Source organism: Fictibacillus terranigra, from assembly GCF_030412265.1.
GTDB lineage: Bacteria > Bacillota > Bacilli > Bacillales > Fictibacillaceae > Fictibacillus_C > Fictibacillus_C terrinigri.
In genome coordinates this window covers 891,901-905,312 of the sequence record NZ_JAUHLN010000002.1, presented here as the reverse complement: position 1 = coordinate 905,312, position 13,412 = coordinate 891,901, and the positions used below count along the sequence as shown (strand labels likewise).

The 13,412-nt window shown below is 44.7% G+C and carries 16 protein-coding genes and 1 riboswitch; of the genes, 11 read left to right on the top strand and 5 right to left on the bottom strand.

All coding sequences use genetic code 11. The features are described 5' to 3' along the window. The first annotated feature begins 56 nt into the window (after positions 1-56). The 9 genes from QYF49_RS12500 to QYF49_RS12460 all read left to right on the top strand — a co-directional run bounded on the left by QYF49_RS12500 (position 57) and on the right by QYF49_RS12460 (position 7,493). On the top strand, positions 57-233 hold the full coding sequence (locus tag QYF49_RS12500) for a Fur-regulated basic protein FbpA (RefSeq protein ID WP_290399917.1): 177 nt from the start codon (positions 57-59) through the stop codon (positions 231-233). 156 nt (positions 234-389) lie between these two features. Beyond that, positions 390-800 (top strand): CBS domain-containing protein, encoded by a 411-nt coding sequence (locus QYF49_RS12495; protein WP_290399916.1) that lies wholly within the window; start codon positions 390-392, stop codon positions 798-800. 62 nt (positions 801-862) lie between these two features. Beyond that, a riboswitch (cobalamin riboswitch) is annotated at positions 863-1,062 on the top strand. 168 nt (positions 1,063-1,230) lie between these two features. Next, positions 1,231-3,462 carry a ribonucleoside-diphosphate reductase subunit alpha gene (locus QYF49_RS12490; RefSeq protein ID WP_290400438.1) on the top strand — a complete coding sequence of 744 codons (2,232 nt, stop codon included), beginning with the start codon at positions 1,231-1,233 and terminating at the stop codon, positions 3,460-3,462. A 20-nt stretch (positions 3,463-3,482) separates the two neighbouring features. Further along, positions 3,483-4,520, top strand: coding sequence for a ribonucleotide-diphosphate reductase subunit beta (locus QYF49_RS12485; protein WP_290399915.1), 1,038 nt, complete (start codon positions 3,483-3,485; stop codon positions 4,518-4,520). Between the two features lie 129 nt (positions 4,521-4,649). Beyond that, on the top strand, positions 4,650-5,039 hold the full coding sequence (gene crcB, locus QYF49_RS12480; protein ID WP_290399914.1) for a fluoride efflux transporter CrcB: 390 nt from the start codon (positions 4,650-4,652) through the stop codon (positions 5,037-5,039). Then, positions 5,036-5,392 (top strand): fluoride efflux transporter CrcB, encoded by a 357-nt coding sequence (gene crcB, locus QYF49_RS12475; protein ID WP_290399913.1) that lies wholly within the window; start codon positions 5,036-5,038, stop codon positions 5,390-5,392. Before crcB (QYF49_RS12480) ends, crcB (QYF49_RS12475) begins: the two co-directional genes overlap by 4 nt. A gap of 89 nt (positions 5,393-5,481) precedes the next feature. Then, positions 5,482-6,072, top strand: coding sequence for an undecaprenyl phosphate transporter UptA (gene uptA, locus QYF49_RS12470; protein ID WP_290399912.1), 591 nt, complete (start codon positions 5,482-5,484; stop codon positions 6,070-6,072). A 90-nt stretch (positions 6,073-6,162) separates the two neighbouring features. Further along, positions 6,163-6,345: a hypothetical protein gene (locus QYF49_RS12465; protein WP_290399911.1), complete on the top strand. Its 183-nt coding sequence runs from the start codon at positions 6,163-6,165 to the stop codon at positions 6,343-6,345. A gap of 77 nt (positions 6,346-6,422) precedes the next feature. Further along, the gene (locus QYF49_RS12460; protein ID WP_290399910.1) at positions 6,423-7,493 is read left to right on the top strand and encodes an NAD(P)H-dependent flavin oxidoreductase; all 1,071 of its coding nucleotides are present in this window, start codon (positions 6,423-6,425) and stop codon (positions 7,491-7,493) included. Between the two features lie 42 nt (positions 7,494-7,535). Here QYF49_RS12460 and QYF49_RS12455 read toward each other — a convergent pair whose 3' ends face one another. The 5 genes from QYF49_RS12455 to QYF49_RS12435 form a co-directional block, all read right to left on the bottom strand. Then, positions 7,536-7,832, bottom strand: coding sequence for a DUF948 domain-containing protein (locus QYF49_RS12455; protein WP_290399909.1), 297 nt, complete (start codon positions 7,830-7,832; stop codon positions 7,536-7,538). Positions 7,833-7,914: 82 nt separating this feature from the next. Next, positions 7,915-8,709, bottom strand: coding sequence for an IucA/IucC family C-terminal-domain containing protein (locus QYF49_RS12450; protein WP_290399908.1), 795 nt, complete (start codon positions 8,707-8,709; stop codon positions 7,915-7,917). Further along, positions 8,657-9,478, bottom strand: coding sequence for an ABC transporter ATP-binding protein (locus QYF49_RS12445; protein WP_290400437.1), 822 nt, complete (start codon positions 9,476-9,478; stop codon positions 8,657-8,659). The genes QYF49_RS12450 and QYF49_RS12445 overlap by 53 nt, the downstream gene beginning before the upstream one ends. A 7-nt stretch (positions 9,479-9,485) precedes the next feature. Then, entirely contained in the window at positions 9,486-10,532 is a 1,047-nt protein-coding gene (locus tag QYF49_RS12440; protein WP_290399907.1) for a FecCD family ABC transporter permease, read from the bottom strand. Next, the gene (locus QYF49_RS12435; RefSeq protein ID WP_290399906.1) at positions 10,529-11,536 is read right to left on the bottom strand and encodes a FecCD family ABC transporter permease; all 1,008 of its coding nucleotides are present in this window, start codon (positions 11,534-11,536) and stop codon (positions 10,529-10,531) included. Before QYF49_RS12435 ends, QYF49_RS12440 begins: the two co-directional genes overlap by 4 nt. A gap of 160 nt (positions 11,537-11,696) precedes the next feature. Here QYF49_RS12435 and QYF49_RS12430 point away from each other — a divergent pair, with 160 nt between their 5' ends. Beyond that, positions 11,697-12,653, top strand: a complete 957-nt coding sequence (locus QYF49_RS12430; protein ID WP_290399905.1) for an ABC transporter substrate-binding protein — start codon at positions 11,697-11,699, stop codon at positions 12,651-12,653. Between the two features lie 306 nt (positions 12,654-12,959). Then, complete coding sequence (locus tag QYF49_RS12425; protein WP_290399904.1) at positions 12,960-13,376, top strand: DnaJ family domain-containing protein; 417 nt, start codon at positions 12,960-12,962, stop codon at positions 13,374-13,376. Positions 13,377-13,412: the final 36 nt, after the last annotated feature.

The following is a 13,412-nucleotide window of genomic DNA, read 5'->3' as shown; positions in this document are numbered from 1 at the left end:
TATTTGGCAGCTGCAGCGTATACTTTATTATGAAAACGCTTTAATGGGAGGGAACGATGGGCGGAATATTGCGGAAAGCCATTGAAGATCGAAAGAAATTCCTTATCCAGATGCTGAAAAAAAACGGGATAAGCAAAGAGATTGAAGCGGAGCTTTCCAATCGGCCATTAACTGAGCTGGAAGAAGAATATAAAAGCTGGCTTTTTAAGCAAAGCTTTACGGGTAATCAGTGAAAAAAGTTTAAATAAACGTTCGTGAGGGAATAACCAATAGAGCATTGCGTCCGTCTTAGGGCTTTTTTTGTGTGATAGTTTATACTGCTCATTTATTTTAATTTTTGCTATAGTAGAAAAGAACGGCTGCAATTTATGGTTAAAGGAGATCACAGCATGAACATAGCTTTTTATCTATTGCCTAAGGAAGAGGTTAAATATTTAAATCCTGAGTCGACCATCAGGCAGGCATTGGAGAAGCTTTCTTATCACAAATACACTTCTGTTCCCCTTGTATCTGAGGATGGTCAGTACGTAGGTACACTGACAGAGGGGGATCTGTTATGGAAACTGAAAGAGGCGTTTGATCTCGGTTTTCATGATGTGGTAAAAACGAAACTGAAGGATGTTCCACAGCGTGTGAATAACATTTCAGTATCGATCAACTCAAATATGGAAGATTTAATTACATTGGCAACCGATCAAAACTTTATTCCTGTGACGGATGATGACGGGCATTTTATAGGGATTATCCGCAGGCGGGACATCATAAAGTACTGTGCAAATACGATTTGGAACAACAAATAAATGAAACAAAGGTGTTGACAAATACTATATTTAGTGTGAAAGTAAATGTATTAAACTAAATATAGTATTTTGAAACGAAAGGTGTCTTGCGAGACTTAAAAGGGAATCCGGTACTCAAGCCGGAGCTGTCCCCGCAACTGTTATGTGGACGAAATGAGAAACCACTGTGTAACGACGCGCACAAGAATGTGGCTGTTATACGGGAAGGCTCAGACTAGGAGGAAGCATTAGCCAGTAGACCTGCCTTTTTGTTTCACGGTTTTGATTCTTCGGGGATTGAGAAGCAGAAACGGCACTGTAATGGCTATTTTTGTTTCTAATAACTCGTGTCGTTTTTAGGCTCATCCACTGGATGGGCCTTTTTAATTTGCAGATGTTTAAAGGAGGAGATGTGACTGTGGTTATTGCAGGCGGAACGGATCATCTTATTATGAAATGGCTGGAAGACATTCTTTTTGACTTTCCACAGCTTAATAAAAAGGAAGAGTATATCGAACAAGTGGGCTATTATGCTGAAAAAGGCGGAGCTCAAGCAGAAGCTATGAATATGGCCATTTTGCATGCCCTGGAACGAATCTCCATACAGGAACCTGATTGGACTTTTGTCGCAGCAAGAATTCACCTGAGAAAACTTTACTCTGAAGCGGTCAAGAACAGAAATACCGATGGGACAAGGGGATATGGCTCGTTGCAAGGGCTGATTCTTACACTCACAGATAAAGGAATCTATGAAGAGAACCTTTTAAGCAGCTATTCACCGGAAGAAATCGATGAGCTTGAAGCGGAGATCATGCCCCAAAGGGACGAACTTTTTACCTATATCGGCCTTCGTACGCTGGGTGACCGTTATCTTGCCAAATCTCATGAAGGCGGAGTGTATGAACTGCCGCAGGAACGTTTTATGATCATCGCGATGTCTTTGATGTCCGGTGAACCATCAGAACGCCGATTGTATCTGGTTAAGGAAGCGTATTGGGCAATGTCAAACTTGTACATGACCGTTGCAACCCCCACCCTTGCTAATGCAGGTAAAAGTTATGGCCAGCTGTCCAGCTGCTTCATCGATACGATGGATGACAGCCTGCGGGGGATCTATGATTCTACAACAGATGCAGCAACTCTCTCAAAGGGAGGAGGGGGGATTTCTGTTTACCTTGGAAAAATCAGAAGCCTTGGATCAGAAATCCGTGGATTTAAAGGAAACTCATCGGGCATCATTCCATGGGCGAAGCTGCTGAATCAGACAGCAGTGAGTGTCGATCAGCTTGGACAGCGCAAGGGAGCTATCGCTATTTATTATAATGTGTTCGGCAAGGACCTTTTTTCTTTTCTTGATGCCAAGCTGAATAATGGTGATGAACGGCAGAGGGTTCATGATTTGTTCCTCGGACTCTGCATACCGGATTTATTTATGGAGAAGGCGGAATCGAGAGAAGACTGGTATCTTTTTGATCCGTATACGGTAAAAAAAGTGATGGGGTATGAGCTTGATGATTTCTATGATGAAGAGCCGGGTAAAGGCAGCTTCCGCGCAAAATACGACGAGTGTGCAGCTGCGGCAGACCGCGGGCTCTTCGGGGAGAAAGGCTCCGGCTATGACGTGGTGCCGGCCATTGAGATCTTTAAAAGAATCATGAAAAGCCAGCTCGAAACGGGAGTACCGTATATGTTTTACAGAGACACGGTCAACCGGGCTAACCCGAATAAGCATGCCGGCATGGTATACTGCAGCAACCTCTGCACCGAGATCGCCCAGAACGGATCGGCGACTACGGTGGAAGAGGAATTCACACAGGACGGAAAAATTGTGATCACAAAAAGCCCTGGAGATTATGTCACATGCAATTTAAGCTCCATTTCATTGGCCAAAGCCGTTAAAGATGAGGTGCTTGAGCGATTGATTCCTATTCAGGTCCGCATGCTGGATAACGTCGTTGATATGAACCAGGAACGGATTGAAGTGAAACAAGCCGTCCTTACAAACAAGAAATACCGTGCAATCGGCTTGGGTACTTTTGGGCTGCATCACCTTTTGGCAGTGGAGGGAATCCGATGGGAGTCAGAGGAGGCCGTATCCTACAATGACCGCCTCTACGAAAAGATCAGCTATTTAAGCATCCGTGCAAGCCATGAACTGGCCAAGGAAAAAGGAGCTTATCCCGCTTTTAAAGGTTCTGAATGGGAAACCGGCGTTTATTTTGAAGACAGGAACTATATAACGGACGAGTGGAAAGTATTAAAACAACAGGTTCAGCAGAACGGTCTGAGGAACGCCTGGCTTATGGCGGTTGCACCTAATGCAACAACGAGCCTGATCGCAAACTCAACAGCATCCGTCGATCCGATTTTTAAAAAAGAATACTCTGAAGAGAAAAAGGATTTTAGAATTCCGGTAACCGCTCCTGATCTTACTCCTCAGACAAACTGGTACTATAAATCCGCATATGAGCTGGATCAGCACTGGAGCATCAGACAGAACGCTGCTAGACAAAAACATGTTGACCAGTCGATTTCGTTTAACTTTTATGTCAAAAATACGATTAAAGCGAAAGAACTTCTCGATCTTCATATGACGGCATGGAAGTCAGGCTTGAAAACCACCTACTATACGAGGTCAACATCCATTGCAGAATTGGAAGACTGCGAGAGCTGTTCCAGCTAAGAAAGGGACTAGATGAAGAAATGAATACATTGACAGAACGAAAACTATATGATGTGAAAGCACCGAATGCATCTACCGGCTTGATTAACGGACAGAGCTCCAATGTATTAAACTGGGACGACGTGCGTTACGGCTGGGCCTATCCGCTTTATAAAAACATGCTCGCCAATTTTTGGACCCCATTTGAGATCAATATGTCAGGCGATGTGAAACAATACCCGAATCTATCAAGTGAGGAAAAGGATACATTTAATAAGATCATAGGTCTGCTGGCTTTCCTGGACAGCATTCAAACGGATTACTCTTCGAGGGTTTCAGCCTATCTAACGGATTCCAGCCTTTCCGCTCTCATGACGGTTCTATCCTTTCAGGAGGTCGTGCATAACCAATCCTATTCGTACGTGCTATCAAGCCTGGTCAACAAGCAAAAACAAGATGAAATCTTTGAATACTGGAAGCATGACCCTGTGTTGAGGGAACGGAACGATTTTATAGCGAATGGCTACTTGAAGTTTACAGAATACCCGACTCCAAAAACTTTTATGGAATCGATCGTTTATGATATCGTCCTGGAAGGCTTAAATTTTTACTCAGGCTTTGCGTTCTTCTATAATCTTGCCCGAAACCAAAAAATGGTCGCCTCCAGCACCATGATCAATTATATTAACCGTGATGAACAGCTTCACGTCAGGCTGTTCTCCAACATTTTCAAGGAATTGCTTAATGAAGTACCAGAATTAAATTCTCTTGAGACGGCCCGGTTCGTTCAGGAAACCTTCAAAAAGGCAGCAGAACTGGAGATACAATGGGGTCGATACATTATCGGAGATCGTTTTCCGGGACTGCGGATGGATGATTTAGAAGCCTACATTAAATTCATGGCGAACAAGCGAGTAAATGAACTTGGAATCGAACGCCCTTTTGAAGGCTTCAGAGAGAACCCTATGAAGTGGATTAAGGCGTATGAAGATGTTGACCATGGAAAGAGCGACTTCTTTGAGCAGAAGCCCCGGCAATATACAAAAGTTTCAGATGCCAACGGCTTTGACGATCTATAACTTAAACGCAAATTGTGTTAACTGAAATAAACATGATAAGATAATATCGGAGATGAAAACAGAGCTCCTGCCGCCTTAGCGGCAGGAGTCTGTTTTGTTTAGATTCAGGAATGGAGAGGACAAGCGCATATGCTTCTTTACATACTGGTAGGGCTGGCAGGAGTGGCTGGAGCCCTTTTAAGATACGGCATTGGACTTTTTTGGGAAGGAAGTTATCCGCTGGATACCTTCGTGATCAACATGGCAGGCTCATTCGCTCTCGGCTGCCTCGCGTTTTGGATTGAAAAAAATGCTAAAGTTCATCCTTATCTAATGGCAGTGGCGGGGACGGGATTCATCGGATCGTTTACTACGTTTTCTACATTCAGTGTAGAAAATATCAAACTGCTTGAAACAGGCCATACAGCAATTGCCGTATTTTATATTCTTTTAAGTTTAATAGGAGGTCTGTTCATGTCATGGCTTGGCTTTGTTCTGGCACGGCGGCCAAGAAAAAGAGGGGAGGGCCGGCGAGCATGATGCAGGCGATGTTAGTAGCAGCGGGCGGCTTCTTTGGAGCGGTTTTCAGGTTTGGCATCGGACAAATGGTAAAAAAAATAACAGAGTCCACGTTTCCGATCGCCACATTGTTTGTAAACTTAACAGGATCCTTCCTTCTTGGCTGGCTCACGAGAGCCCATGCAGATGATTCTATCAGACTGTTTTTTGGCATAGGATTTATGGGGGCGTTTACCACGTTTTCTACTTTTAAACTGGAAAACGTTCATTTTTATCGAAAAAGACAGTGGAAACATCTCATTGCCTATCTGGCGATCAGTTATACCGGAGGCCTTTTGGCAGCATTCCTTGGTTTTATGATAAACTTCAAGTGACTTTAGCCGGCAGAACGTAAAGCGTGGCTGAATCTGAACGATGGACAAGGGTGACGGGCGATAAATTATATAGAGAGTAGGTATTGGAATTGAAAGAAATGATATTATCACTTTTGGAATGGATAGTGGGGCTAGGACATCTCGGTATTGCACTCGGTCTTATGATTGAGGTCATTCCGAGTGAACTTATTTTATCTTACGCAGGCTATATGATCTCACAGGGTCATTTAACCTTTGCTGGCTCTGTGATTGCCGGCACGATTGGCGGGACCATTGCTCAGCTCTTTTTATACTGGATGGGCTATTACGGAGGTCGGCCGTTCCTGGAAAGATACGGGAAGTATATTCTCATCAGCCAAAAACAGATTGATCTATCAGAAAAGTGGTTTCAAAAATACGGGAATGGGGTCATCTTTTTTGCCCGGTTTATCCCTGTCGTCCGCCATGCTATTTCTATTCCAGCGGGTATTGCGAAGATGAGATTCACCACATTTACACTTTACACATTGATTGCGATTATTCCATGGTCCATTTTGTTTATCTACCTGGGAACCACACTCGGCAGCAATTGGGAAGATATTAAAACCATTGCGGCTCCTTATACAAGAGGGATTATGATCGTTGCGATCGTACTGTTGTTCATCATCGTTTTATGTAAAGTAAAAAAAGGTAAAAAGTAGTTTTCCCATCGATTGAAAAGGCTTCTTAAAGGGGTCTTTTTCTTTTCCCCGTTTCATACACTAGCGGAAAAAGAGCAGGCAGGTGAAGGCATGGAGGAATGGCAGAGGAATAAAAAAATCAATGAATTGCTGCTGAAAATAAGAGGAAATGCGCAAAAAGAAGAGATCGCTGGATATGTTGTCCGCGCAATGAGGGAATGCGGATATAGCAACCAAAACATACATCAGGTCCTTAAACACGTATATCGTCAGTTTGACCATATCCATTCGTAAACACGCGGACAGCCAGCGTGTTTTTTGTTACACTCAAACTGGAGTGCATGACTGAAACCAAACAGAGGAGAGGTGCTATGATGAAGCAATCCATCACATCACTGTTCGGCATTCAATATCCAATTGTTCAAGCAGGAATGGCCGGCGGGCCAGCGACTCCTGAGCTTGCTGCAGCCGTTTCGAATGCCGGAGGATTAGGAACTCTTGGAGCGGGTTATATGACCCCTGCCGATCTGGAGGCAGCCATCCATACCATGAAGGAATTAACGAATAAGCCCTGCGCCGTTAACTTGTTCCTTCCTGAAGTGTTCATGGAGGATAGCGTGCGGACGGAGAAAATGCGCAAGCGGCTGGCACCGTTCCGCTCTTCGCTTGGCATGGAACAGGCATCGGCGGAGTCTGGCTATCAGTCTATCTTTCAAGACCAGCTTCAAACGGTTCTGGATGCTCAAGTATCCATTGTGAGTTTTACTTTTAACTCACCTTCGACCGAACTTGTCGGCCAACTGAAAGAGCAAGGAATAACGATCATGGCGACTGCAACATCAGTGGAAGAGGCCCGGCAGCTGGAAGCCGAGGGAGTTGACGTTATTTCAGCTCAGGGCAGTGAAGCTGGAGGCCACCGGGGTACGTTTATCGGTGAAGCAGAAGACGCTTTGATTGGATCGATGACTCTCGTTCCCTTGCTCACAGACGCGGTTTCTGTACCTGTCATAGCAGCTGGAGGAATTATGGACGGGCGGGGAATTGCTGCAGCTATGGCACTTGGAGCGAGCGGAGTACAGCTGGGTACGGCCTTTTTAGCTTCAGCTGAAAGCGGCGCTCATCCTCTGCATAAAGATGCGATCTTTCAGGCGAAAGAAACGGATCTGAAACTGACGAAGGCGTTCTCAGGAAAAATGGCCCGAGGCATCAATAATGATTTTATGGAGCAGATGGCAGGAGAAGAAAATCTCCCACCCTATCCCATTCAGAATGCGCTGACTTCGGATATCCGAAAACAGGCGGCAATCCAAGGCAAAAGTGAGTGGATGTCATTATGGGCAGGGCAAGGTGCTCCTATGGCAACAAGACTGTCGGCCCATGAAATCATGGAAAACCTGGTGAAGGACTACAACCAGGTTATAAGCCGGATGCCCCCTTTTTAACAGCAATGCAGCCGCAGCCCTCAGGTCAGGGCTTGCGGCTGTTTACTTTTTAAACGTTCGGAGGAGTTCTGTTGTCGTACTCTTCAATTCTTTAACAGCTTCTCCAACACTTGTAACGTTTTGCTTTTTGTTATACAAATCATATTTTAGATATTCCGTTTTTTCATTCAGAAGAGCGGTCTGGTTCGTTACATCATTCATTTCTGCCTGCATGAGCTGTGTTGTACGGTTTAAGTTTTCCATCGTCTGCCGGCTCGACTTCATCAGCTTAACGGCATAGACCGCAAGGAAAACTAAGGCAGCAGCGACAACACCGATACTGATATAAATTAAGGCCATGTTCATCCTCCTTTGTTCTCTTTAATAAAGTGATACCCAATATTATTATGATACAAACAAAAGCCGCCTGATATTCAATGGATCAGTCGGCTTCTTTCAGAGGGCATGTCTTGCAGCATGTACCTCCATCTGTTCTGTAGTATAGACAGCACGTCTGCCTTTTTGGCATTTCCTTTTCCTCGTATTTTCTGGATGAATTCAAAAAAGGATTGGAGGAGGTTCCGAAATGAAAACCTTCCGCTTCCTGTACGATGAACCGGTAATCTTCTTCCAGCCGCTTTTTTATATGAGCGGGATGTTCCTCTGATCGCCATGCATCATAAAGCCATGCTATATAGATGAGTGCGTTCTCCCAAAGCATAGCTTTTGAAGCTTTCGTATAAAGGGCCAGATGATCGAGCAGGATGGTGATGTTTTGGGCAAAGATCATTTCGATCACGGAGGAACGCCATCTTTCCCGGTCGCCGGCCATGGAGATACCTTCCAGGTTTTGGAGGGAGAAGGAGGGAAGCCAGCTGTGCTTGTCCTGTTCATCGATAATGATCACGTTTTGGAGCCTCATGTCAAACTGCTTGTTCCTCAAGGAAAGCGCGTAAAGCGAGGAAGTCAGGCAGCAAAAGACATACCGTTTAAAAAACAAAGAGGCAGTGACTCTATCTTCCCGAGATCCTATTTTTTTGGCTGCTTCTTCAATAAAGGAAAGCATATTCTCACGATTCAGTAATCTTTTCGCTGCAAATGCGGCTTTTTCCTTTGAAAAGTGAAATTGAAAGCGGCATTTGTTTTCAAAATAGAGCTTTTCCGACTCGGACCAGCCAATCACATCACGCATATTGAGCTGAGCGGGTACCATGGCCAGCTGTTCGCCCCTTTCCATATGGAATGCACATCGGGGTGCCCAATAAAGGATCATTGACGATTTTACACGGCAGTCTGAAAACGTCAGAAACAAGCTGTTCATCCATAATGTCTTCCGGACGGCCTTGTGCAAAGACGGTGCTATTCTGAATCGCTACAAGATGATGGGCATAGCGGCAGGCTAAATTTAGATCATGAAGAACCATTACAATCGTGCGCTGCTCTTTTTGGTTTAAATCAAAAAGCAGATCAAGAATTTCAATCTGGTGGGTCATATCCAAATACGTAGTCGGTTCATCAAGAAGGATGGTTTCTGTACCCTGTGCAAGCGTCATCGCTATCCAGGCGCGCTGTCTTTGTCCTCCGGATAGCGAATCAACACTTCTCTCTGCAAATTGGAGCATATTGGTCGCTTCAAGTGCATGATAAACAGCTTCCTCGTCCTGTGCAGACCACTGTTTAAGCCAGGACTGATAAGGAAATCTGCCTTGCTTGACGAGCTGGAGGACGGTTAATCCTTCGGGTGCAACAGGCCCCTGTGGAAGTATGGCGAGCTCTTTGGCTACTTGCTTTGTTGAACGCTTGGCGATGTCTTTGCCATTCAATAGGATGGACCCCTCCTCAGGAGAGAGGAGTCGGGCCATCGACCGGAGAAGAGTAGATTTCCCGCAGCCGTTACTGCCGATCAATACGGTGATTTCTCCTTTAGGTATCGCTATTTTTAAATCATTAATCACAGGATTCTTTCCATATGACAATGTCAGTGATTCTGTTCGAATGGACATGATATCGCTCCTAACCATGGTTTTTAAAAAGCAAATAGATAAAATAGGGTGCTCCAATGGCAGCCGTGAACACGCCCGCTGGCACTTCCAACGGTGAAAACAGTGTACGGCCGGCCAAATCAGCGAGCAGGACCAGAATCGCACCCAAAAAACCCGAAACAGGAAGCATTGCACCGAAGGACGAACCGACCAGCCTTCTGGCAATATGTGGACCAATTAGTCCAACAAAACCGATCGCTCCTGTAAAAGCTACAGCAGAACCTGCAAGTGCTGTACTGATGAGAAGCAGCACAAACCGTCCCTTGTGGACCGAATGCCCTAGACTGGTTGCTACTTCGTCGCCCAATTCCTGGATATTCAGCGTTCGGCTAAAAAAGAGCAGAACAGGAACAAGGATGAGAAACCATGGCAAAAGGCTGTTTACATCCTGCCAGTTGGCAGCATAAACGGTTCCGGTCAGCCAGATCGTCGCCTGTGAAGCCGCATAAATCGGGCCCAGGATGATCATGAGGGTAGTGAGTGCCTGTGTAGCGGTCATTAGGCCGACACCGATTAAAATCAGCCGGACTGGAGCTATCCCGCGCTTCCAGGCAAGGATATAGATGAGAGCGGCCATCCCGAACGCGCCCAGAACAGCCGCAACGGGTAAATAACCAATGCTTACTTTCAAGTTGTTGCTTTGATTGCTAAACATCGTGATGAAGGTAACAGCTGCAAAACCTGCTCCTGTTGATATACCGAGCATATCCGGAGATGCAAGAGGGTTTCGGATCACTCCTTGCAATATCGCCCCTGCAAGAGAGAGGGACGCTCCAGCCATAACGGCGATTAAAATTCTGGGAAGTCTGAACTGCTGGATGACGACATCGTTCATACCGGATCCGGTTCCCGTTAAAGATTTAAGCACTTCAAGAGGGGAAATGTACAGCTCACCGATTCCTATGCTGACCGACATGATCCCCGCCATAAAAAGAAAAAGAACGATGGATATGATCAACGCTTTTTTATCAAGTAACATGGAATGACTCTTGGATCTAACGGTTACATACTTGCTCATTTGAATTGTCCTTTTCGTACAATATGAATAAAAAATGGTGTGCCGATTAGTGCGGTCATTACACCAACTGGCACTTCTTCGGGCAAAATGATGTATCTGGCACTGATGTCAGCTGCAATCAACAGTATTCCGCCAAGAAGAGCCGAATACGGAATCACCCAGCGATGGTCGTTGCCGACGAGATAACGGGCGATATGCGGAACAACAATACCGATAAAACCGATAGGACCGGCAACTGCTACAGAACCCCCAGCCAGAAATACAATAAGCACACCAGCCAGAATTTTAAATACGATTGTACGCTGCCCGAGGCTTTTGGCCACGTCTTCTCCGAGCAGGAAAATATTCAGCTGTCTGAATATGAGCATGGAACCTGCCCATGCGATAAGAAGATAGGGCAGTACAGGATAAAGCCATTCCAGCTTTCTCCCCTGTATGGATCCTGCAAGCCAGAACAGCACTTCCTCAAGGGCTTTTTCATTGGCAACTAGCATTCCCTGAGTGAGAGAAGCAAACATTGCAGCGATAACTGCACCGGCAAGCGTCATTTTTATAGGGGTTAAACCGTTGCGTCCCGCTGATCCCAATAAATACACGGCAATAGCGGATACCGCAGCTCCTGTAAAAGCGAGCCAGGTGAATTGCTGCAGAGAAGTAATATTGAAAAAGGAAACGGCTAAAACAATAAAGAATCCCGCACCCGCATTTAGCCCGAAAATATCGGTTGAAGCGATCGGGTTCCGGGTGATGGCTTGAAGCAATACTCCGGCAAGCGCCAATGACACGCCTACCACTGCACCGATGAGGGCACGAGGCAGACGAGCATTTTGAATGATCAAATGTTCGTTTGATCCATTAAAATGGGTAAACGCCTCGAGCGCTGTTTTCCAGCTCGTGTCTGTATACCCAAGCACCACACTCAATGCCATAAAAACGGCAAGCAGTATCGACCCGGAAAAAAGAAATACTGTTTTGTATTTGTTTGTTTGAATGATCCCGTTCATAATTACCTCAATTATTTGAATTAATTCCAGTTTAGTAAAGGCAGTGTCCCATGTCAATGACTTTGAAAATCATTATCAATTAGTATTGACAAATTCTTTTATTATCAGGTATGATGCTGATTGTAAATGAAAACCATTATCATTTGAAGGGGAGAAAGAAATGAAGACATTAAAGTCTACATATTCGAAGCTGGGAATTATACTTACGATTGTATCTGTCATGCTCTTGGCTGCGTGCGGCGGAACAGGAGAAAAGGAAAAAGCCGGAGATGATTCCAAAGGATACAGCGTCAAGCATGCCATGGGAACGACCAAAGTAAAAAGTGCTAAGCGTGTTGTTGTATTAACGAATGAAGGAACCGAAGCAGTACTCGCAATGGGGGTTAAACCTGTAGGAGCAGTGAAATCCTGGCTTGGAAACCCTTGGTACGATCATATCAAAGGTGAGATGAAAGGTGTCGAAGTCGTTGGTGATGAAAGCCAGGTAAATCTTGAGAAGATCGCTTCTTTAAAGCCGGATCTTATCATCGGTAATAAGATGAGACAGGAAAAAATTTATGATCAATTAAACAAGATTGCTCCGACCGTATTCTCTGAAGATCTTCGAGGCAACTGGAAAAGCAACTTCAAGTTATACTCCAAAGCGTTAAATAAAGAAGAACAAGGAAACAAAGTGATCAGTGATTATGATCAGCGTGTGAAGGAGATCAAGGAAAAAGCGGGCAATAACTTGAACAAAGAGATTTCTGTCGTCCGCTTTATGCCAGGAATTTCCCGCATCTATCTGACAAATTCATTCTCTGGGGTAGTTCTTGATCAATTAGGCTTTAATCGCCCTAAAGTAGAAAGCAAAGATGATTTTGTAGCTGAAGTGACAAAAGAACAAATCCCGCAAATGGATGGCGATGAGCTTTTCTACTTCACGTATGAAGTTGGAGATGGCGGAGCAACAAAGCAAGAAAAAGAATGGACAAACGATCCGCTTTGGAAGAACCTGAGCGCTGTAAAAAATGGCCACGTCCACAAGGTGTCCGATGCGATCTGGAATACAGCCGGCGGCGTTAAAGCAGCTAATTTATTGCTCGATGACATCGAAAAATATCTAGTAAAGAAATAGAACTTTTTAAACCCGTGATTGATTTCGATCACGGGTTTTCATTTACTCATTTTGTTTACGTGCGGGTCCGTTTTTCCGAGTTTACGATCCGCTTATCCGGGTTTACAGGCGAGTTTTAGCAGTTTACCTGCCAAACACAGCACGTTACATGCTGGACAACGCATCAGCTCCATCAATCACACCTGCTTATGTTGAACTAGCCTTTCGCTTGTCAATGAAATGTAACAATTTTCCTGAAGTAAGGATGATCTTTAGCGTATCATGAAGATATAGATACATCCTAAAACGGCAGGGAGGTATTATAGTATGAAAGAAAACGAGCTGGACAAGGAGCTTCAGAAGAAAGAGATTCTCATGAAGGATGAAGACACGGGCTGGTATTACGAAGACCATCTAACTGCGATTGTGAAACGCGCCGAAAAAGAAGGGGTCTTTGATGATCTTAAGGGAAAAGGCAAGCCGTTAGTTCTTGATGACAGCGATCTTACGTACAATCCGGATAAACAGCTGAACAAAATTTTGAAGGAAAACAACATACTGCCCAACTGGGTGAAGCTTGGAAAAGAGATCGAGCAGTTGAAGGAAGAAGTTAAAACGTATACCGTTGAATATAACATCAAAAGAACAGTTGATGAAATTAATAAAAAGGTGACAGCTTTCAATCTATCCTGCCCGCCTTCTGTGCAAAAACGCAAAGTTACTGTGAAAGAGTATTTACAGTGAGGAAAACCAAATCGCAGCAACTGCCGGTCATGAGTT

Coding starts and splice junctions, on each gene's coding strand:
- QYF49_RS12450 (WP_290399908.1), bottom strand. CDS start 8,709: ATGGAAAGGGGCGAACAGCTGGCCATGGTACCCGCTCAGCTCAATATG.
- QYF49_RS12495 (WP_290399916.1), top strand. CDS start 390: ATGAACATAGCTTTTTATCTATTGCCTAAGGAAGAGGTTAAATATTTA.
- QYF49_RS12430 (WP_290399905.1), top strand. CDS start 11,697: ATGAAGACATTAAAGTCTACATATTCGAAGCTGGGAATTATACTTACG.
- QYF49_RS12425 (WP_290399904.1), top strand. CDS start 12,960: ATGAAAGAAAACGAGCTGGACAAGGAGCTTCAGAAGAAAGAGATTCTC.
- QYF49_RS12500 (WP_290399917.1), top strand. CDS start 57: ATGGGCGGAATATTGCGGAAAGCCATTGAAGATCGAAAGAAATTCCTT.
- QYF49_RS12455 (WP_290399909.1), bottom strand. CDS start 7,832: ATGGCCTTAATTTATATCAGTATCGGTGTTGTCGCTGCTGCCTTAGTT.
- crcB (WP_290399914.1), top strand. CDS start 4,650: ATGCTTCTTTACATACTGGTAGGGCTGGCAGGAGTGGCTGGAGCCCTT.
- QYF49_RS12490 (WP_290400438.1), top strand. CDS start 1,231: ATGAAATGGCTGGAAGACATTCTTTTTGACTTTCCACAGCTTAATAAA.
- crcB (WP_290399913.1), top strand. CDS start 5,036: ATGATGCAGGCGATGTTAGTAGCAGCGGGCGGCTTCTTTGGAGCGGTT.
- QYF49_RS12460 (WP_290399910.1), top strand. CDS start 6,423: ATGATGAAGCAATCCATCACATCACTGTTCGGCATTCAATATCCAATT.
- QYF49_RS12435 (WP_290399906.1), bottom strand. CDS start 11,536: ATGAACGGGATCATTCAAACAAACAAATACAAAACAGTATTTCTTTTT.
- QYF49_RS12465 (WP_290399911.1), top strand. CDS start 6,163: ATGGAGGAATGGCAGAGGAATAAAAAAATCAATGAATTGCTGCTGAAA.
- QYF49_RS12440 (WP_290399907.1), bottom strand. CDS start 10,532: ATGAGCAAGTATGTAACCGTTAGATCCAAGAGTCATTCCATGTTACTT.
- QYF49_RS12485 (WP_290399915.1), top strand. CDS start 3,483: ATGAATACATTGACAGAACGAAAACTATATGATGTGAAAGCACCGAAT.